Here is an 18,496-nt window from a genome sequence, read left to right as displayed (position 1 = left end):
TGGTCTTACTATTCATGAAACTTATGATACCCCTGAAGGTATGGATGCGTTTATTACTCTATTGAGTTTTAAGGTTGAATTTGAAAACATTAAGTCCCTTGAACTTAAATATGATGCCTTATGATTGTTTGTGATACCGCTTGGCTTTTATTGTCGAACATGATGGGCATGCCCGAAATGGAGACAAAGCACCACATGAGGGATTTGTACAAAAGATATTGTGCCGGAAAGTTGGATTTGGGCCAGTTGTCCGAATCGGTTTTTAACGCTTTTTCTTATTATCAAAAGCATAGGGATTTGATAGATGCAGGACACAGTTAGGATTAGGATTCATGGCTGTAACGACAAAGTATCAAAGGAAAAAAGGTTTGTAAACAAAGAGGTTCGTAAGATTTCCGATTTTTTGGTTCCCGAACATAACCAACTGTATATATCCATGTTGGAATATGAGGGCAAATATTTTCACCTTAAGGCAGATGGCAATGAGACCATTGAAAGTATTTCACCAGACGACAAAGAAGATTGGGTACATAAAATGACGAACAAAAAGTGGGGGAAACATGGGTTTGAATCGGGAATGATGGTCATTGTCGATGAGAACAAGGTAAAGAAGTTTTATAAACGCTTTCACGGTTCTTACCGTGTTCCTTCTTCCTTTGGTGGTGTTACTTTTTCAATCAATAAGAATGCGGGTTATATTGATTTTGAACTGAGCATTCCAAAGTATCTTTTCGGGCATTCTTTGGCACAGTTCGTACCACAACCAAAGTCTACTTTTGCTATAAGGAATTTTGAGAGGCTTCATGATGTTTGGTTCCACTTCGACCATTTGTACGATAGGTTCATGAAGTTTTTGGATAGGTTCTTTATGGATTTGTGTTATAAGTTCAAATTGGACACTGAGCTCAATAAAAAGTATATAGAGGTTCTTAGGGTCGATTTTTGTTTCAATCAGTTTTTTAAGACTGCTGAGGATGCAAACGAGTACCATGCACATCAGCAGGACATGAATGTTAGGCGTTACAAGAACAACGCCAATGTTGCAAAGGAATATGGAACCTCATTGACGTATTCCAAGGCAGATGGATGTTTTTTTAAGATTTACAATAAAGGTGCCGAATATGTATCCAGCAAATTTGGTGATTTGAAGAAACATGAGGAGATAAACTACAATTATTTGGATGCCCAAAAATTGCCCCAAAGGTTGGGGGCTTTTTATGCTGAGGAAAAGGGCATTTTAAAGTATGTGTTGAACAAGGCGACAAAAAAAGAAAAAATCAATCTTGATCCTGGGATTAAGGATAAGATTGATTTACCGTTAAAGGAAATCTACGATATGTTGCCGTTTAAGACGGTTTTTTTAAAAGATGCAATGGATAGGGTTCTTAGGTATGAAAGCAGTATAAAGAACACCTATATGTCAAGTCTTTATAAACGCTATCTTTTTAGGAGAAAGGATGCTATGCATAGGGTTGCAATGGTCAAATATTTGGAGACAAAAAAGAAATATGATTCTCGTTACGAGGCCTTTCAGGACGATGTGACCTTCAAGGAAAAAAGGAATTTTGACGCAATGAACAACTATATGTCACGTGGTTGTCATTTTATGCTTGAGACAAATACGATGTTGAAGAACTATGAGCAGAATGCTTATCCTAATTATGATGCCGTTAGTGATTTTTATAAAATAGAGCCTTGGCCTCTTTCCCAAACGATATTGAGTGGAAAGGACATAGCGACATTCTCACCGGAACTTTTCCGGTTGATGTTCAAATCCTTTTGGAAAGAGGTAAAGTATTATCAGGTTGAGAATGTTTCCAATTTTGATGATTTGGTGACCCGCATAAAACAATACAACAGGGATGCGGTCAAGAATGCCAATGCCTATAATGAAATGAACGGTTCAAAGGTTATGGTTCACAATGCGAATTTCAAGGATGGAAGGCCTGTGGTTCCCTTTAGAAAGGTTAAGAAGGCAACACAGTTGCTCACGCAAAAAGAAATGGTCGAAAAGGGTTTCAAAAAGGTTTCCGTAATGCACATGGTAACCATTCTAAGGGAACTTGAAAAGGGCAAAAAGTTGAGGCAGATATTTGTAAAACTTGGATTTTCCGCCAACCAACGTTCACGTTTCAGGAAGGATTTGGAAATTTTTGGCATTAATGACCGTAGTGTCATGCAGCCAAAAAAGATAGATACGAACATTGATTTTAGGGATTACTATGCCTTTGCGGGGCATAGGAACAATGTAGATAAATTTTATACAAAACCACAAATGTCAAAATATGGATAAAAAGAAACTTGTTATTAGTGTAAGTGGAGGCAGAACATCGGCGTTCATGGCTAGGTATATTCAAACTAGTTCAAAATATAATGATTTTGAAAAATTATTTGTTTTTGCAAACACAGGTCTAGAAAGGCCTGAAACAATTCAGTTTCTCAAAGATATGGTTACTTATTGGGGTTTGCCTTTATATTCTATTGAGGGTGAATATAGTACTATAATGGGTGTTGGTGTTAAACATAGAATTGTTGACTTCAAGTCTTTGGATATGGATGGAGTTGTTTTTAAAAACTCTATAGTTCACGTTAATAAGGGGAAATTTAATGGTTTACCCAGTTCAGCTAATCCGTACTGTTCGGATAGATTAAAGGTTAGGCCTATTAAACATTTTGCAAAATCTTTTTTTGGTTCCAATGATTTTATAAATGCTGTTGGTTATAGGTTTGAAGATATGCCTAAAAGAATAACGATTTCTTCGTTGGAATTAAATAAAAAGATTATTGCTCCTTTGTTGACCGATTTTAATTTCCCTATTAGTAATTACCATCTTGATAGTTTTTGGCGAAAGGAGCCTTTTAGTTTAAAGATTCCAAGTAGTTTGGGTAACTGTAGACTTTGTTTTAAAAAGTCTGATTTGAATTTGATACGTACAATCCGAAATGAGGAATCAAAGTATTTGGATTTTTATTATCGGTTAGAAAAAGAGTATCATGATACTTTTTTTCGTGGTAAAAAATCCATAATTGATTTAATAAATGATTCTAAAATTGAAAATTTAAAATTTTCAGATTTGGGAGAATCTTGTTTTTGTGGAAATTGAGGTTTTATGGCTGAGTTGAAGAATCACATTTGGTTGAACAAGGATTTTCCAAGGGAAACCTTTAGGTTTTTGATGGATGCACATGGCATTAGGACTGCTTCAAAGATGTTGGTAAAGATTGTTGTCGATTATGCCGATATGAGGTATAGGGTCAAGGATTTGGAGCGAAGGAACAAGATTTTGAAACAGGAATTATCTATAGAAAAACAAAAGCGGCTTTAATGCCGCTTTATTTTTGGGGTCGTGAAGGTAATTAAATAACAAAATTATGTTTGGTCGTAGGAGAAAATCGATGTTTAAAAAAATCCTTTGGGTAGCGGGGATTTTGATGGTTGGCGCACTTTTCAAGAACAAGATTCTTGGGTTGTGGCGCAAAATCCCAGTTGTGGGCAGTATTGATGTTGAATCAAAAGTAGGGGATAACGCTAAGTAGCCCAAAGTTGAACTTTGAAAAATTGTAAAAAATGAATCATTTATTTACATACGATGTAAGTGAGAAAGTAGAGATTTCAAACGAGGTTCTACGAGGTATAGTTATTTCCTGTGGTGCTTCCACTGCGGGTGATACATTGGCTGCAATCAATGATTTGCGACATATCGATGTCGAGTTGACCATTGAGCGTGGAAGTGGAAGGGTTGAGACCATCCATAGTGGGCATTTGGATGAGATTTTGACGGGTCTCTATGCCCAATCTGTTGAGTATGCACTTTCCAAAAAGGGATTTGGTCTTGATTACCGTTTCTTGATTGATTTTGGCGGTACCGTTGCGCTTCGTGGCAACGATAAGATGTATTTGAGATTGGAGGCACGTTCTGCCGCATTTACCTCGATTGATACCGGAAAGGCCGCATCAAAGGTAAAGGCGTTCACCATTGCTTCCAATGGCAATCCAAAGAACGTAATTGCCTGTACCCGTTCCTATGCCATTGCCAATGGCAATGTGGACATTGCAATGGATTTGAAGGACAATGTTCATCAAATCGTTGCTGCACTGGATTTCACCGCTACTTACACGGCTTCTGCCAAAGCTAAGTTTGCGGGTGACATAGTTGTTACCGGAACGGATATTTCAGGTACAAAATCCTTCAAACAGGCATTGCCCAAAGAGGCGGTTGAGACGGACAACATTTTTATGTTCGACGATAACCCCGAATCCTCTGTGGCTCAATTGGTGGTCTTTAGGGCTAAAGACCAGTTGTTGCACAATGCAAGGTTGACGGGTCGTCTTTCGGCTCCTGCCGACCAGTTTGCAAGAATTATCGTAAAGCACTTCATGAAAGTGTAGTTTGTAGAATTTTAAATAAAGCAGCATGAAATTTTGGCATATTTTTTTGAAGTTGATTGAGGATTTCAATCTTTCCAGTTCTGATGAGTTGGCTCAACTTTGGAAAGATACTACTGATTGGGAAAAGGATTGTACGCCCGACCATGAGAACAAGGTTAAGGCGTTGTATGCAAAATTGCATAAGGAGATATATGTTAAACTTTTGATGCCGATTGTATATCTGTTCATCAAGAATGAGTTTAACAATATTATCGACCCGCCCAAGGAGCAAGAAGGTTTTTACAGTGGACTTGATTAAAGATTGAAAGATGTTGACCACAACACAATATAGTGCTTCCCCGACGTATACCCCTAAGCCAAAGGGCGGGGGTATCGTGGGCGCGGTTGGAACCGCTTCCACCGCTTTGGGAATTTTGCAGGGCATTGTACCGAAGGAGATTATCAACAATACCATTGGTGCCGCTTTGAAGCATGGTCTTGATTGTTGGGGCGCTTCTGTCAATCCTGATATTGCTTCCCGCAATATCAGTGAGTGGGTTCCGCCTTTGAAGGATGCTGCTGAGTATGCTATTAGGGCTTCCGATTCGGAACTTGAAAAGCGTATTAATGATTGGTATGTCCTTTTTTACAATACCGGAACCAAACACCGTGATTGGATGGGAAATGGTGCAAGGGATTGCACCTTGGAAGGTATTGAACTTGAAATGGAGGCCTTGGATATGGTCAAAGCGGAGGTAACGGCTGCTTTTGAGCAGGAGGTTGCCGATAGGGGTCATAGTATGTATTCCATAGGCACCAAAACTGTTGTTGTACCTGCAAAGGCATCTATCGACCAAAGGGAGACAACTTGGCAGGTGGAGCAGTATAAGATTGATTTGTCGCCTAAGACTGCCTTGGAAAAGATTGGGGGAACCGTTTCAGGTTCCAACAATGGCGGTGTTGTGCCTTTGCTCATGATGGGCTTGGGATTGTTCGTTTTTAGAAAAAAATTGTTCCGATGAGATTGATTAAAGATAAGGGAGCCGTCAAGGTTTTCAAGAGTGAGGCCAAAAATCCAAAGGTAGCCTATAAGAAGGTGATTGGTAAAAAGGAATTTAGATATGCTACGTATGAGGACTATCTTCAGGATAGGCCGATAAAGTAGCTAAGGAAGTGGATTCTCGTAGTTTGTTTTGGGTTATTAATGATTGAAAGGCCTGTTTGCTTCTGACAAAGAGGCCTTTTTTTAATTCATGTTGAAATGGAAAGTCGAAATAAGTTTATAACATCAAAGGAGCAAAGGGGGGTGGTGATTGCGCTCCTTTTGGCATTGGCCTATTTCCTCTTGTCTTGGAAAAAATCACCGGAACCTTATGTAGAGGTTGGGCAGGGTGAGTTTGGAGACTTTGGAACAGACGGGATTTTGGAGCAGGAAGATGTTTCCGATTTGATTAAGACACCGAATTATGTTGCTTCGAAAGGCGTTGTTGGTGATTTGGGCGGTATGTATGCCGGAACCGTAAAAGAGAATTATGTTGTTGGTGAAAAGAATTGTACGGCTTGTTACTAAGAATCCCATGTTGATGGGCATTCTTTTGGTTTCCATATTTCTTTTACCGCAATTGAAAAGATTGTTCTTTGGTCAAAAGTCCAGTGAGGATGTCGATAGGGTTCCCAATCCCAAAAATGATTATGGAAGTTCTTTGAGTGAATTTGAGGCTAAACAAAAAGCGGATGCGCTTTTTACCGCCATGCGGAACATGGGAACCGATGAGGATTTGATTTATTCCGTTTTTGAGGGGTTGACCCAGGCGGATTATGCAAAGGTTTACAACGCATTTGGATTGAGGCCTTATAACAGTCACTTGGGTGAGGCGAGTGCAAATCTCAGTAAGGAAAGGGATTTGAATTTTTGGTTGTTGAGCGAGCTTTCAAGTTCCGAAAGGAACAAATTGGAAGAGATTGTTGGGTTTGAGTTGTTCTAGATTTTAATGAGTTTGAATTTCCTTGCATGTGAAAGGTATACGGATGTGTACATTTCTTCTATTGGGATTTCAAATATTTCCTTGGGATTTGATGGTTCTCCCTCAAATCCGATAAGGTAATAAACAGGTTCTTTTAAATTTTGGTGTCTTTTCAGTTGAAATGGTTTGACCGCTTCGATTTGGTTTTTATCGTTTGTTTTTGACCTGTATTTGCATTCAACCCAAAATTCTTCCTTTGTCTTAAGGTCCATGAATTTGAAATCGGGATTTTGTGCTGATTGGTTGAAGCGTTCTGACGTTTTATCGTGTTCAGGTGTTTCATAAAGGAGTTTAAACAAGTTGTCAGGGTAAACTTTGTTTTTGGCGAACGCTTCAAATTTTTCTCCTTTTTTGAACGATTCCGGTTTGTTCAATTCTTTTTTGACTGTATCGATTCCTTTTTTGAAAGCATCTAAAAAACTCATGGTGTAAAAACTATAGAAAATTATTGTAGCTAATATATGAATTTATCAAAAACACAAAGTTTTGTCCTTATCGCCTTGGCGATTTTGGTGCTCGGTCTTCCGCTTTTGGCGGTTGCCGTTTTTGCACTTCCTTTTTTGTTGGTTTATTTCTGTTGGACAAAATATTTGGAACTAAGGAATGTGCTCAATAGGAGAAAATTGGATTTTGAACTTGTGTTGGAAGGTAAATTGGATTTAAAGAGAAAATCTAAAAATGTTGTTGACAACTAATTTTTCATTGGGGGAGTTCACAAGGAATTATGATAGGGCTGTTACGGATAGCCAAATGTCCAATTTGGAGCGTTTGGCATCCAATTTACAGGCTCTTAGAAATTATGTTGGCAAACCTGTTTTTGTCAATTCTGGTCTTAGGAGTGTTGAACATAATGAGGCCGTGGGCGGTGTCAAGGATTCTAGGCATCTGTATGGTCAGGCTGCTGACATTAGGGTTGATGGAATGACTACCCAACAATTGAACGATGCGATAGAGCATCTTGTTTCTATTGGTGAAATGGAGCAGGGTGGTTTGGGCATTTACGATACTTGGGTTCATTACGATGTCCGTGGTGTTAGGGCAAGATGGGATAACCGAAAAAAAAAAGCGCAATGAGCACTTTTAGTGATGTACTTATAATGACGGTTATTGCGACAATAGTCGTTAGGCTTGTTGTCCAACCGATGTGGAAGCAGAACTTTAAATGATTGGATTGGTTTCAAGGGTGTTGATGAGTTGGTTTTGTTCCCATAAATCTGATTTGAAGATTTACGGGGGGAGTGCGTTGGCCTCTTTTTTGAATTTGAATTTTTTGAACGGGCTTAGCCTTGTTCTACAGATAGTTTTAACGGTTGTTACCATTTGGTACACAATCAAAAAAGGAAGAAAAAAATAATTGTTGAATTTAATTTTTGTGTGATGGCTTATAAAAGAACCCGTAGGAGATTTAAGAAAAGAAATTGGACAAAGCAACCTTTGACCAAAAAACAGTTTATGTCTTTGCCCAAAACTGCGAGGCAGCGTTTGTCTAGGGCTTTAAGACGTAAATAGTCCTTTATGAAAACTGTTCTTGTTTTCTATAAGGAATGGATTGAATTGAATCATCCCGATGTTGACGGTACTTTTATTGAAAGGAGTACCGTTGTCGAGGTTGAAAAGTTGACCGATTTAAACGAAATGTTTGAGGTCATCGATGATGTAAAAGTAATTTGTTGACATGAATAATTTTTATGTTGTTGTTTATCACAAATTTTTGACATCTCAATTGATGTTCAAAAAGTACAATAGTCGTCAATCTATGAAGCGTTCAATAAAAGCTCTTAGAAAGAAACGGTGGTTAAGCGATAGGGTTTTGAGAAACCCTGAAAAAGGTGAGGTAAGGGCTGCTGTTAGACAAGTTAGAAATAAATATCTATGAACAAAATACTCGACTGGCTTAAAGGAACCATCATTAAGGATATTGGTTCCATTGTGGACGATGTGGTCACTACTAAGGAAGAAAAGGAACTTCTTAAAAACAAGCTCATCAACATGGTTTTGGGGCATGCCCTCGAAACCGATAAGTTGAGGGCGGGCATCATTTCCGATGAGGCAAAGGGAAATTTTCTTCAAAGGACTTGGAGGCCTATTCTCATGTTGTGTTTTGGCATTATTATAATGTTCGGTTGGGTAATTTATCCGGTGATAAGGGCTTTCAATCCCGCTTTGCCGGATTTGGAGCCTGTGCCGCATGAACTGTGGATAGTGTTACAGATTGGTATAGGCGGCTATATTGTTGGTAGGAGTGCCGAAAAGATAGCCCCTCAGATTAACGTCAATAAAAAGTAGTATGCAGGTATACGATGGAAATACTGGCGGTGGTGGAGCAGGAGGGAACTATGTTCCCATTGCTGATGGTTCCCCTGTTGTTCCCAAATTTTGGATGGGAACGCAAGCGGAGTGGGACGCATTGCCCGTAAAGGATGGAAATACATTTTATGTTACGGATGCCTCGGGCAATGATCCTGGGCAGACGAACAGGTGGATTTTGGGTACTGGCGTTCCCAATGATGCCAACGGGAACAACACTGATTTTTATTTGAACCAGTCCAACGGTGATTATTATCAAAAACAGACGGGTTCTTGGGTTTTGATTGGAAGTTTGAAAGGCTTGCAGGGTGCCGATGGTGCCGATGGTGCCGATGGTGCTAGGGGTTCTGTTATTTATTTCAATGCTACGGTTCCAAATGATGCCCAACACAGTGATGGTGATTGGTATTTGCGCAATACCACTGGTGATTTGTATAAAAAGAACTCAGGAACATGGTCATTGATTATGAACATCAAGGGTGCCGATGGTGCCGATGGTGCCAATGGCGCTGATGGTGCCAATGGTTCAGATGGTGCCGACGGTTCACAGATGTATTATGGTACTGGTGTACCAAATGATGCAGCTTTCAACAATGGTGATTGGTACCTTCGTACCACAACGGGTGATTTGTACAAAAAATCAGGAGGGCAGCAATTTTTGATAATGAACATCAAAGGTGCAGATGGTGCCGATGGTTCTTCGTTTGCTTGGCAAACATCAGCTGTAATTCCTGAATTGCGTGTGGATGGTGCCGTTCAAAGTTCTGCTAAAGGAATAACCACTTATTACAAGGATGGGCTTTGTTTCTATTCTTGGCGTTTCACGGTTCCAACGGGTGTTGATTGGGCTGCCGGTGATATGGAGATACATAATCTTCCCTTTCAAAATTCGGGTGTGGAGCATGTTGCCAATGTTTATGTGAGCAATCCGCCTGCCGGATATTCTGAGTTCAGGGGTTATATGGATTCAAATTATACGTATATGGAAATCAGGGCTAGGAACGGTAACAGTTATACGGGCGTGATTCCCTCGATAACCACTGGTGAGATTGTCGTTTCGGGTGTAATAATGTATCAATCAATTTCTTGATGAAAAAAATATTGTTTTTTGTTTTCTTTCTGTGTTTCCATTTTTTTGGTCATTCACAGGGTCTTTATCGGGGTGGTAATTCCTTGGGTGGAAATTCTGCTTCGGGTTCCTTGGAACTGAAGAACCAATCGATTCCAAATGATACCACAAGGGTTATCAATACCGTTAACACGGGAAATTTGGATTTCAAACAGGATGGAACGACTGTTATCAGGATTGGTGGTAATAATGACAATGCCGTTTATATAAGTGGCATTGAGGCTGTGCCGGGTGCTGAGGCTATAGAGTTTTTCTCTGCCTTTCGTCCTAAACAGGTTGATGTGGGAACCGTTTCGGCTTCTACCTATGCCGATGGCGTTATTGTGAGGGCTTTGGATGATGAACTTTATATGGTCATTTCTTCGAGTTGGGTAAAGGTCACGAATCAACCTGTTGGTTCCGTTTCCGGTGGTACGTCACTTATTGTTGATGATACGTTTACCGGAACCACTTACCAACCTACTGCGGTTGATACTTTTCGTATCAAGTATGGTAGGAACGTGAATGATATTGATGTTTCTGAGCCTACTGGAAGTTATGTTGATGGTCATTACATGTACTTTGTTCAAGATTCTACGGGAAGGTTGCAGTTCCCTTTTAAGGATATTAGAAAGGACAAGTATGTCCGTACCACAAAAGAGGGTGCCGTGGTTCTTTGGCATTACACCGGAACGGGTTGGACTTCAATCTGTGGTGCATGTGAAACGTATGTTCCAAGTGTGGGTTATGTCTATTTGGGAGCTAATGCCGCAGACCCCAACAATGAGGTCGATGGCATTGCTAATACCGATGATAATGGCGGTGATGTTACCTTTACCTCTGTTGCAACTGACCCTTACGATGGAACTAGGGTACTTCGGATAGTGACTAATATTGCGGGTTCTGTTGATGGTGGTATTCCTTTGGTTGGGGTTGAGAATGGGGATGCGATACAAAGTATTTCTTTTAGGGCAAAACAGGTCGTTGGTCTTTCATGGACGACAAGACTTTTAAGTGGTGATTGGAACACTACGTATCAAAGAAATGTAGATGATGGCCTTGCTGGAACGTGGGAGCAGATTGTATACAATGATGTTGGCATGGTTGCCCAAGTTGATAGTCCTAAGTTGACAATACGTACCACCTCGGGTGGTTCCATTAATGATGAGTTCCATATTGATGAAATAATTGTTGTCCTCGAATGATGAAAGGTTTTTTTCTTTTTCTTTTTTTGTTGCCGTCCCTTTTGTTGGGGCAGTTCAATATGTTGAACTCCATTGTTTCACAACAAACGGTGTCTGTTGGTACACAACCGCCTGTTGATGCGGACACGACACAGTTAAAGGCGTTCTATACCGCTTATGGCGGTGGTGCCATTGCAACGGGTGGTCGTGGTCGTGTCCTTTATATTGTCAATACACTTGATTTTGATGCGGGTTACACATATCATGAGGCCACTGCATCCAGTGATGAGTATTATACAGGTGGATATAAAAATGCTTTGGAGTTGCCCGATGTAGGCCATATCGTTTTCAATGTTTCGGGCAATATCGATATTGGCGTGGGTGGCTACATTTTTAGGCAGGTTCACAATAAAAGTGTTTATGGTCAATCCGCTCCCCAAGGTGGCATAACTTTATGGGGCGGTTCCAACCGTTTCCAAAGTTATGACAATGGTATCTATAATTTGATTTTTAGGTACATGCGTTCCCGTCCTATAAGGTTGAGGGATGGTTCCATCGATGCTTCTCAGGATGATGCCTATACATGGAGTTTTCTTTTTCGTGGTGGTGAGCGTATCATACTTGACCACATTTCAGGTTCTTTTGCAAGTGATAAGGTTATAGGGGGTTCCACTAGGGAGCAACATGTTTCTTCTCCCGATTGTCCGTGTTGGTTAAGGAACGTTACCTTCCAACATGGCCTTTACGGTGATGCGGGTACATCAATGTATGTTACAACCAATGGGGGCAGGGCAGGAGACCCTGAAAGGTTCATTGATAAGATTTCTTGGCTCAACAATTTGACGGTCTCCAACAACCGTACCCCTAACATGGCCTTTGATAATCAAGGTGAGATAGTGAACAACGTAATGCATGATACACCGCATAAAAATTCACGTGTATATCATTTGATAAAGTTGAACCATATCAATAATTATTATCAGCGAACAAATGATTCCTATAATTGGATAGATAACAATCAAGAGGGTGAAAAACATCCATCGGTCTTTACCAATGGAAATGTTTACAGTGGCAATGTTGGCGGGTCATCCGTGAATCTTACCGGAAATCCTGTTGAGGACAATAAGGTTATATGGGTAAAGGCCGATAGGGTTACCCCTGCGGATGCATTTTACTTTACCGGAACCAAACATGATTTGGAACTTGATTACCCTTGGATTGAGACCACTGCCAACGATGCTTTTACAAGATTGGTCACCAATGCCGATGTTGGGGCGTACAAATATTTGGACAATGATGGTATTGTCCAAGAGTATAGGGATTCTTTTGATTCCCAAATGTTGAATGTGGTCCAAAATAATTTGGACTATAACAGTAGGGTTACATCGAATTGGGTACTTCCCAATATTCCCAACAATGTGAGGCCTGCCAGTTATGACACTGATAACGATGGTATGTCCGATGCTTGGGAGATTAGGGAGTTTGGCGATCTCAGCCAAAGTTACCGTGGCGACTATGATGGTGATGGTTACGACAATATCGAGGAGTATATGAATTTGGTTGATTTGGATTAAAAAATAAAGACTATGTGCTGTACTAAACTTATAGAGGACTTTCAGAGCGTTCTTTGCGCTTATAAGAAAAAGGCTAATCTCAATCGTGAGATTACGCCAACTGCCGTTATCATGACAAAGGATGATATTGATTCCAACATGACCGCATCCAAGGATGGGGTTTATTATTATGGTATTTTGACCATTGGGAAAGATACCACCATGGATATGGTTTTGGACGGTGATTGTGATTTTTCGCTTGTTGGCAATAGGCAGATTATAGAGGTTTTCCGGAACGTGAAAAATATTGTCGGTGACAATTATTATTTCAGGGGTTGGGCATTCAAGATACAGTAGTGTTATTTGCTCTGTGCCATAGCTGCTAGGGAACTCGAAAGGGTTCCCTTTTTTTTATTGGCCAATGTTGGCCAATAAATGTAATGCTTTCCTATTTCCCCAAATCTTACCATGTATGAGGCAACTTTTTGTTGCCGTAATACATACCAAAAGACTTTGCGCCATGAATCTGAAAACGGTTTTCAGATGATCCTGGGGGATCATCGTCAAGAAAACTGTTTTTAGTGGCGCACACTACTTTTTGCTATGGAAAAATCCAGTTCCAAAACAAGCCCTTTGACGGGCTTTTCCCTTCCCTTGTGGTACAAACCCCTTATCCATCCCTTGGAATGTATTTCAGGGGCAGGGAAATTTGTTTTGGGATGGATTTTCTTCTGATAAACAACACAGATTGTTGTTCCCCTTCATCAAAAAATCCCAAAAAATCCAATTTTTTAAAAACGTGTAGCACGCCACTTAGTAACACGTGCTACCGTATACCATATTTTACATGTTTTTCGCTTTAGTTTCGTGGTTATCAGCGAATTGCAAAAAAATGAATTTTGCGCGAGAATAAAACTCGGTGGTATGGTTCAACATATTGATATTCAATTCTTTAATCTTTAAAATGATTTAAAACGCTGTAAATCAGCATATTATTTGTAATGCCTTGATTTTCAATACTCTACAATTTTATTTATAAATTACTGAAAATCAGTTTCTTACAATTTTTTTTGAATTTTCAAAAAAACTATAGAAAATTCTGATTAAGTTTGAAAAGAATTATACGTTCTCTGAAATAGTGGAATTGCCTATTTGCGGTGCAATAAAAATCAAACGTTATGTTAGAATATTTAATTACACCGTACCAAGGTAAACCTTACATTTTGAAAGTTCCAAAAGACATCAATTTGGTTGCTTTTGAATCAGCTTTGTACAACAAGCACAAAAACTTCTATGATTCTTATTCATTGAAGGATTTGCAGCAAAAGCAATTGGAGCCAAATGGAACTATAAAAGATGCCTCTTAGATGTTTTTGCGGTACTGATTTAGTACTCATTTGCATTGTCTTTGCCTGTATAGGGATAGCTTTTGCGCTTTTTGTTGTGAACATTTTGCAAGACAGATGGAACCCATAACAGGAAAAGAGCTAAAAGTTGGCATGGAATTTCAAAAGGAAAATTGGCACGAACGGTTTTCGGTCAATACAATTTTGTTTGTAGAGGCTTATTCGTATATGGGTATTAATATACCCGACCATTATTTGATTAATGGTGATACGAAGGAATCTGTTTTTGTCTTTCCTGACGAAACCGTCTTTTTGATTCAGTGATATGGCTTTAGTCAATAATCAGCCAGAGTTTCACGGGTCACCGCATTTGGATTTCAAAGGTGATGCCGAAAATGTGAGGGATTTACAAAATGTTCTTTACTGTAGATTGGTCAATTACGTAAAGAACCAAAATCCTGATGTGGATATTCCTAAAGAAAAATTCGATTTTTTTATGGGAGAATACTACAAGGGTATTGACCAAATCTTTACAAAAGGCGAAAAATCATGAAAAGAGTACTGTTTTTAATCGAAATGGATTTGATGTTACAGGAAATTGGCATAGATTGGCAAGGTGGATTTTGATTCCACTTTTTTTTAATCGCCTATTTGTACTATAATCCACATTATGTAAAATAAAAAGTTTTAAAGCTAAGGGAAGCTATTAAAAACTCCCCTTTTATGCCTTCTATGCCATAATAAAAATCGGTACGTTGGCTTTGCGCAACACCTGCTTTGCCGGACTGGTCTGAAACGCCAAGGTTTTACTTTGGCTTTTGGGAACACATAACAGTTGTGTATTGGTACGCGATACATAGCTCACCAAGCCATCCAAGGCATTGGCACCTTCCGAAAACACATAGGAAACCGTTTTCTGCAAAGGATGTATTTCTTGTTCACTGAGTTGTACTTTTCCCTTAATATTAAAAATACGCACAGGCTTTTCGCTGTCGCGTTTTAAATCTTTTATGATTTCTAGACCATTTTCTCGAAGACCGCTGCCAAAAACGCCCAAATTAATGTCTTTAAAGGTGTGGAATTTGTCATCCTTTCCTGTAATCAATACATTGATATTGATTTCATTGATCACAAAATCGGTGATACTTTCTCCAAAAAATCCGGCTCTTCGCTTGCCCAAGACCAAAATATCGGGTTTTTGTAAAGCCAAATAGTCCCTCACCCGGTTCTTTACGTTGCCATATTCCAATTTATAGGAAAGTGTAATTCCTTCCTCTTGTTCTATGGAGCGAATCAAATCCTGCATTTTGGAACGGGTATCCCGGTCATCCTTATAAATGGTGCGGATGGCAGATAGTTGACTTTCACGTTTAACGATATCTGCTGCCGGTTTTACATGAAAGACCTCCACTGACCCATTTAGGGTCTTGGCCAATTGTACGGCATTGGTCAATACAAGTTCAGAGCTTTTGGACAGGTCCAATAAGACAGAGATACGATATTTGCTCGAGGTGTTTTTAGCGGTCATGGTGCAATTGTTTTTGGTGTTTATCTAAATATAGCACCAAATAGGTTCATCATCCCACAGTTTAACTTTTGATTAGTAAATAAATGTTTGGTGTTCAATACGATACCATCAAATTTGAGGATTTGATAAAAAAAGCCCACTAAAACAGGTGTTTAAACCGCTTCACCCATGCATCAGGAAGCTTATAAGGCGCATACCGTAAAGGAATGTCGAGCCAATTGCCCCGTTTTACGATAGATTTTTTATGTGAAAACAAATCAAAGGAATGTTTCCCATGGTACCCCCCTATTCCCGATGTGCCCACTCCACCGAAAGGCAGTCGTTTGTTGCTAATATGCACCACGGTATCGTTGATGGTTCCCCCGCCATAGGAATATCGGGACATTAGCTTTTTTTGAAACTTTTTATCCGTGGAAAATAAATAGAAAGCCAATGGTTTTCCATAATTTGAAATGTACAGGTGCAAATCTTCCTCCGTTTCATACGGAATAATGGGTAAAATGGGACCAAAAATCTCCCCTTCCATTATTTGACTGTTCATTTTCGGCTCATCCACCAAGGTAGGCTCAATGTATTTTTCGGAATCATCAAAATTCCCCCCGAAAAGAAGACTTTCCCCTTGAAGCATTTCTTTAAGTTCCTGATAGTGTTTTTTGGTGGTGATTCGGGCAAAATCCGGGGATTTTTGTATATCAGACCCATAAAAATCAGTAATGTAACGCTTGAGTTCTTCCACAAACCGCTCCTTGACCGTTTTGTGGGCCAAAATATAATCTGGAGCGATGCAGGTTTGTCCCGCATTGATGAATTTTCCCCATACAATACGCTTGGCGGCTAATTTTAGGGAGGCCGTTTCGTCCACAATGCAAGGGTTTTTACCTCCGAGTTCCAAGGTAACGGGTGTGAGCTGCTCTGCTGCGCTCTTGTAAACAATTTTACCTACCCGAGTACTCCCGGTAAAGAAAATATATTCCCATTTTTCGGCCAAAAGTGCTTGTGAGGTCTCCACGCCCCCTTCCATTACGGTAACATATTCTGGGGGAAAAACATTTTGTAAGATTTTGGCAATGATCCGTGAAGTATTGGGGCTCAATTCCGAAGGCTTCAAAACAGCGGTATTTCCAGCGGCCAATGCTCCCACCAACGGTGCCAGAGTTAGCATGAAGGGATAGTTCCAAGGCGAAATGATCAACACCTTGCCAAAAGGCTCGGACTGTATCCAATCTTTGGATGGAAAATTGGTCCAAGAAGTTTCAATGGGTTCAGGTCTACTCCATCGCTCTATGTTTTTTATGGCATAGCCCAATTCTGCAAGTACCAATTGGGTCTCCGTGGCCAGTGATTCAAACTTTGGTTTTTTAAAGTCAGCATACAGTGCATCGCAAATGGCATCCTCTTGTGCAATGATTTCTTGCTTCAACTGTTTTAGGAATTGTTTTCTAAAGACAACATCCTTGGTTTTCTGGGTCGCAAAAAATTCGTTTTGGGCGTTTACAATTTCCTGTACCATGGTCAAGTTCAAATGATTTCCATAAATATAATCAAACCCAAATTAGGGCATTGTAGAAAGTTGGTAAACAAAAAAAGCATCGACTTTCATCGATGCTTTCATATTCGTATGGGAAATACTTCTAAATGGTTATTTCCTCAGTTGTGCCGTCGGGATAGATTAAAGTTGCTTTGTCATCACATCCGCCATCACCAAAATCAACGGTCACTACCAAACCAATCTTGGAAATGGTCATGGTGCCCGTAGTGAAGTTCCCGCATTGGGCATCGGCCTGTACACCATCGCTCTCAATGGAATAGGTATTGCCATCGGACTTGATGGTCCAGGTTCCAGAGAGACCAATTGTGATGTTGTCAAGACTTTCACCAAAAGTGAAAGTGAACGTTTTGTTCCCAGTCTCTTCAATAATGCTGCCATCCGCCAATTCTATGGTCATATTGCTGGTTACCGTGAAAGAAAAGGAATTTCCTTCCATATCACCGTTGACAACAAAGTCCCTGGTTCCGTTGAGCTTTATGTCACCTACATAAAAATCGGTGAAAGTTACTGCAAAGGAGGCAGTTTCTCCTGCCATTTCGTACGTTGCGGTCACGGTACCGTTCACATTGTCGGTTCCATTCAGCACACAGTTGTTAAACGTGGCCACAAATCCGGTCTCGGTATACTCCGCCACATAGCAGTCATTGGCCTTTGCTGTTTTTGTAGTAGTACCGTCACCTGCAAAAAGTTCTGCCAAGGCATTATCGGCTATACCAGATATATCATCTGTTATTAAAATGGTCTTTACCTCGGCCTGTGTCAGTTCCTGTTCGGTAACAGATTTAGCATCGTCACTACAGGATTGTACAAAAAGCACAGCAAGGCTTAAAAAGACAATGGCACAGATTTTCTGTATTGTTCTGTTCATGTTGTTGGATTATGGGTTACGTTGCACTAACGAACTGCAATGTTATTTAGTGTTTTTAGTAATGAGTTATCGATAAAATGCAACCTTTTTAAAATATTACATCCTGATTTGTGTTATTTAACAGATGTTTTACTTGAACCAAACAATTGAGTTATGGAAAAAATTAGAGTCGTTTTCTCCTGTTTATTTTTCATTTTCCTGATGGTATCCTGCGGTAGTGATGATAGCGGTGATGACATGGTGGCTGATGAAGTACAGGTAATCGGGATATGGGATTTGGCCGAAGTCAATGTGAGTTCTGCACAGGATATTGACATGGACGGCACCTCCTCCACAAATCTGATGGATGAATTGGATTGTATTTCTGGAACTATTTTGATTGATGGAGATAGTGTATGGATTTTTGAACAGACTGCAATTTCCGTGACAGGCATTACTGGAGGGCAATATTCTGCCCAATGCACAGATAATACAACAATAGGTACTGGTGCTTGGGTTGTAAGCGGCAACCAAATTACGTTTCAGGGCAGCAGTACTTTGGGCACCCTTAGTGTTGACGGCGGCCAGCTTACAAATAGTTTTAGTGGTCATCGACTCATCAAAAACGTAGGTGCTGATTTACCCGGAATTCAAAGTTATGTGTACGTTAAGCGTGAGTAG

At 39.9% G+C, this 18,496-nt stretch carries 27 protein-coding genes; 23 read left to right on the top strand and 4 right to left on the bottom strand.

All coding sequences use genetic code 11. From position 1 onward, the window contains the following. The first annotated feature begins 120 nt into the window (after positions 1-120). From FG28_RS17015 to FG28_RS16975, 11 genes are all read left to right on the top strand, one after another. Complete coding sequence (locus tag FG28_RS17015) at positions 121-321, top strand: hypothetical protein (protein ID WP_036385051.1); 201 nt, start codon at positions 121-123, stop codon at positions 319-321. Further along, positions 305-2,293: a hypothetical protein gene (locus FG28_RS17010; protein ID WP_036385050.1), complete on the top strand. Its 1,989-nt coding sequence runs from the start codon at positions 305-307 to the stop codon at positions 2,291-2,293. The genes FG28_RS17015 and FG28_RS17010 overlap by 17 nt, the downstream gene beginning before the upstream one ends. Then, positions 2,286-3,104, top strand: a complete 819-nt coding sequence (locus FG28_RS17005; protein WP_036384895.1) for a hypothetical protein — start codon at positions 2,286-2,288, stop codon at positions 3,102-3,104. The genes FG28_RS17010 and FG28_RS17005 overlap by 8 nt, the downstream gene beginning before the upstream one ends. 6 nt (positions 3,105-3,110) lie before the next feature. Continuing rightward, complete coding sequence (locus FG28_RS17000; RefSeq protein ID WP_036384893.1) at positions 3,111-3,326, top strand: hypothetical protein; 216 nt, start codon at positions 3,111-3,113, stop codon at positions 3,324-3,326. A 70-nt stretch (positions 3,327-3,396) separates the two neighbouring features. Continuing rightward, positions 3,397-3,537: a hypothetical protein gene (locus tag FG28_RS20690; RefSeq protein WP_156102315.1), complete on the top strand. Its 141-nt coding sequence runs from the start codon at positions 3,397-3,399 to the stop codon at positions 3,535-3,537. A 31-nt stretch (positions 3,538-3,568) separates the two neighbouring features. Continuing rightward, entirely contained in the window at positions 3,569-4,390 is an 822-nt protein-coding gene (locus tag FG28_RS16995) for a hypothetical protein (RefSeq protein WP_036384892.1), read from the top strand. Between the two features lie 25 nt (positions 4,391-4,415). Further along, entirely contained in the window at positions 4,416-4,688 is a 273-nt protein-coding gene (locus FG28_RS16990; RefSeq protein ID WP_036384890.1) for a hypothetical protein, read from the top strand. A 10-nt stretch (positions 4,689-4,698) separates the two neighbouring features. Further along, on the top strand, positions 4,699-5,391 hold the full coding sequence (locus FG28_RS16985) for a hypothetical protein (RefSeq protein WP_036384888.1): 693 nt from the start codon (positions 4,699-4,701) through the stop codon (positions 5,389-5,391). Then, complete coding sequence (locus FG28_RS20685) at positions 5,388-5,534, top strand: hypothetical protein (RefSeq protein ID WP_156102314.1); 147 nt, start codon at positions 5,388-5,390, stop codon at positions 5,532-5,534. The genes FG28_RS16985 and FG28_RS20685 overlap by 4 nt, the downstream gene beginning before the upstream one ends. A 96-nt stretch (positions 5,535-5,630) precedes the next feature. After that, the gene (locus FG28_RS16980) at positions 5,631-5,939 is read left to right on the top strand and encodes a hypothetical protein (protein WP_036384882.1); all 309 of its coding nucleotides are present in this window, start codon (positions 5,631-5,633) and stop codon (positions 5,937-5,939) included. Positions 5,940-5,952: 13 nt separating this feature from the next. Next, the gene (locus FG28_RS16975) at positions 5,953-6,354 is read left to right on the top strand and encodes a hypothetical protein (RefSeq protein ID WP_156102313.1); all 402 of its coding nucleotides are present in this window, start codon (positions 5,953-5,955) and stop codon (positions 6,352-6,354) included. On the opposite strand, the gene FG28_RS20680 is transcribed toward FG28_RS16975, so the two are convergent. Then, positions 6,351-6,605 carry a hypothetical protein gene (locus FG28_RS20680; RefSeq protein WP_156102312.1) on the bottom strand — a complete coding sequence of 85 codons (255 nt, stop codon included), beginning with the start codon at positions 6,603-6,605 and terminating at the stop codon, positions 6,351-6,353. The genes FG28_RS16975 and FG28_RS20680 overlap by 4 nt on opposite strands. 249 nt (positions 6,606-6,854) lie before the next feature. Between FG28_RS20680 and FG28_RS16965 the strand changes: the two genes are divergently transcribed. From FG28_RS16965 to FG28_RS16910, 11 genes are all read left to right on the top strand, one after another. After that, on the top strand, positions 6,855-7,088 hold the full coding sequence (locus FG28_RS16965) for a hypothetical protein (RefSeq protein ID WP_036384879.1): 234 nt from the start codon (positions 6,855-6,857) through the stop codon (positions 7,086-7,088). Next, positions 7,072-7,467 carry a D-Ala-D-Ala carboxypeptidase family metallohydrolase gene (locus FG28_RS16960; RefSeq protein ID WP_036384878.1) on the top strand — a complete coding sequence of 132 codons (396 nt, stop codon included), beginning with the start codon at positions 7,072-7,074 and terminating at the stop codon, positions 7,465-7,467. The genes FG28_RS16965 and FG28_RS16960 overlap by 17 nt, the downstream gene beginning before the upstream one ends. Positions 7,468-7,908: 441 nt before the next feature. Further along, positions 7,909-8,067, top strand: a complete 159-nt coding sequence (locus FG28_RS20675; protein WP_156102311.1) for a hypothetical protein — start codon at positions 7,909-7,911, stop codon at positions 8,065-8,067. A 198-nt stretch (positions 8,068-8,265) separates the two neighbouring features. Continuing rightward, positions 8,266-8,679, top strand: coding sequence for a 3TM-type holin (locus FG28_RS16945; protein WP_036384875.1), 414 nt, complete (start codon positions 8,266-8,268; stop codon positions 8,677-8,679). 1 nt (position 8,680) lies between these two features. Further along, entirely contained in the window at positions 8,681-9,790 is a 1,110-nt protein-coding gene (locus tag FG28_RS16940) for a hypothetical protein (protein WP_036384874.1), read from the top strand. Next, on the top strand, positions 9,790-11,013 hold the full coding sequence (locus FG28_RS16935) for a hypothetical protein (protein WP_036384873.1): 1,224 nt from the start codon (positions 9,790-9,792) through the stop codon (positions 11,011-11,013). Before FG28_RS16940 ends, FG28_RS16935 begins: the two co-directional genes overlap by 1 nt. Then, on the top strand, positions 11,010-12,566 hold the full coding sequence (locus tag FG28_RS16930; protein ID WP_156102310.1) for a hypothetical protein: 1,557 nt from the start codon (positions 11,010-11,012) through the stop codon (positions 12,564-12,566). The genes FG28_RS16935 and FG28_RS16930 overlap by 4 nt, the downstream gene beginning before the upstream one ends. A 12-nt stretch (positions 12,567-12,578) precedes the next feature. Beyond that, positions 12,579-12,902 carry a hypothetical protein gene (locus FG28_RS16925; protein WP_036384871.1) on the top strand — a complete coding sequence of 108 codons (324 nt, stop codon included), beginning with the start codon at positions 12,579-12,581 and terminating at the stop codon, positions 12,900-12,902. 821 nt (positions 12,903-13,723) lie between these two features. Then, positions 13,724-13,912 (top strand): hypothetical protein, encoded by a 189-nt coding sequence (locus tag FG28_RS16920; RefSeq protein WP_036384870.1) that lies wholly within the window; start codon positions 13,724-13,726, stop codon positions 13,910-13,912. 96 nt (positions 13,913-14,008) lie between these two features. Next, positions 14,009-14,215 carry a hypothetical protein gene (locus FG28_RS16915; protein WP_036384869.1) on the top strand — a complete coding sequence of 69 codons (207 nt, stop codon included), beginning with the start codon at positions 14,009-14,011 and terminating at the stop codon, positions 14,213-14,215. A 1-nt stretch (position 14,216) separates the two neighbouring features. Further along, the gene (locus FG28_RS16910) at positions 14,217-14,444 is read left to right on the top strand and encodes a hypothetical protein (protein ID WP_036384863.1); all 228 of its coding nucleotides are present in this window, start codon (positions 14,217-14,219) and stop codon (positions 14,442-14,444) included. Positions 14,445-14,621: 177 nt separating this feature from the next. Here the strand turns inward: FG28_RS16910 and FG28_RS16905 are convergent, their stop codons facing one another. The 3 genes from FG28_RS16905 to FG28_RS16895 all read right to left on the bottom strand — a co-directional run bounded on the left by FG28_RS16905 (position 14,622) and on the right by FG28_RS16895 (position 17,836). Next, a complete protein-coding gene (locus FG28_RS16905; RefSeq protein WP_036384861.1) occupies positions 14,622-15,419 on the bottom strand; it encodes a universal stress protein in 798 nt (265 codons plus the stop codon). Positions 15,420-15,558: 139 nt separating this feature from the next. Next, the gene (locus tag FG28_RS16900) at positions 15,559-16,929 is read right to left on the bottom strand and encodes an aldehyde dehydrogenase (protein WP_036386798.1); all 1,371 of its coding nucleotides are present in this window, start codon (positions 16,927-16,929) and stop codon (positions 15,559-15,561) included. Between the two features lie 121 nt (positions 16,930-17,050). Beyond that, the gene (locus FG28_RS16895) at positions 17,051-17,836 is read right to left on the bottom strand and encodes a hypothetical protein (RefSeq protein WP_036384860.1); all 786 of its coding nucleotides are present in this window, start codon (positions 17,834-17,836) and stop codon (positions 17,051-17,053) included. Positions 17,837-17,989: 153 nt separating this feature from the next. On the opposite strand from FG28_RS16895, the gene FG28_RS16890 reads away from it, so the two are divergent. After that, positions 17,990-18,496 (top strand): hypothetical protein, encoded by a 507-nt coding sequence (locus tag FG28_RS16890; RefSeq protein ID WP_156102309.1) that lies wholly within the window; start codon positions 17,990-17,992, stop codon positions 18,494-18,496.

The organism is Muricauda sp. MAR_2010_75 (assembly GCF_000745185.1).
In the GTDB taxonomy this organism is placed as follows: domain Bacteria; phylum Bacteroidota; class Bacteroidia; order Flavobacteriales; family Flavobacteriaceae; genus Flagellimonas.
Note: the sequence above shows the minus strand (reverse complement) of the source record. Positions and strands in the feature narration are given on the sequence as shown.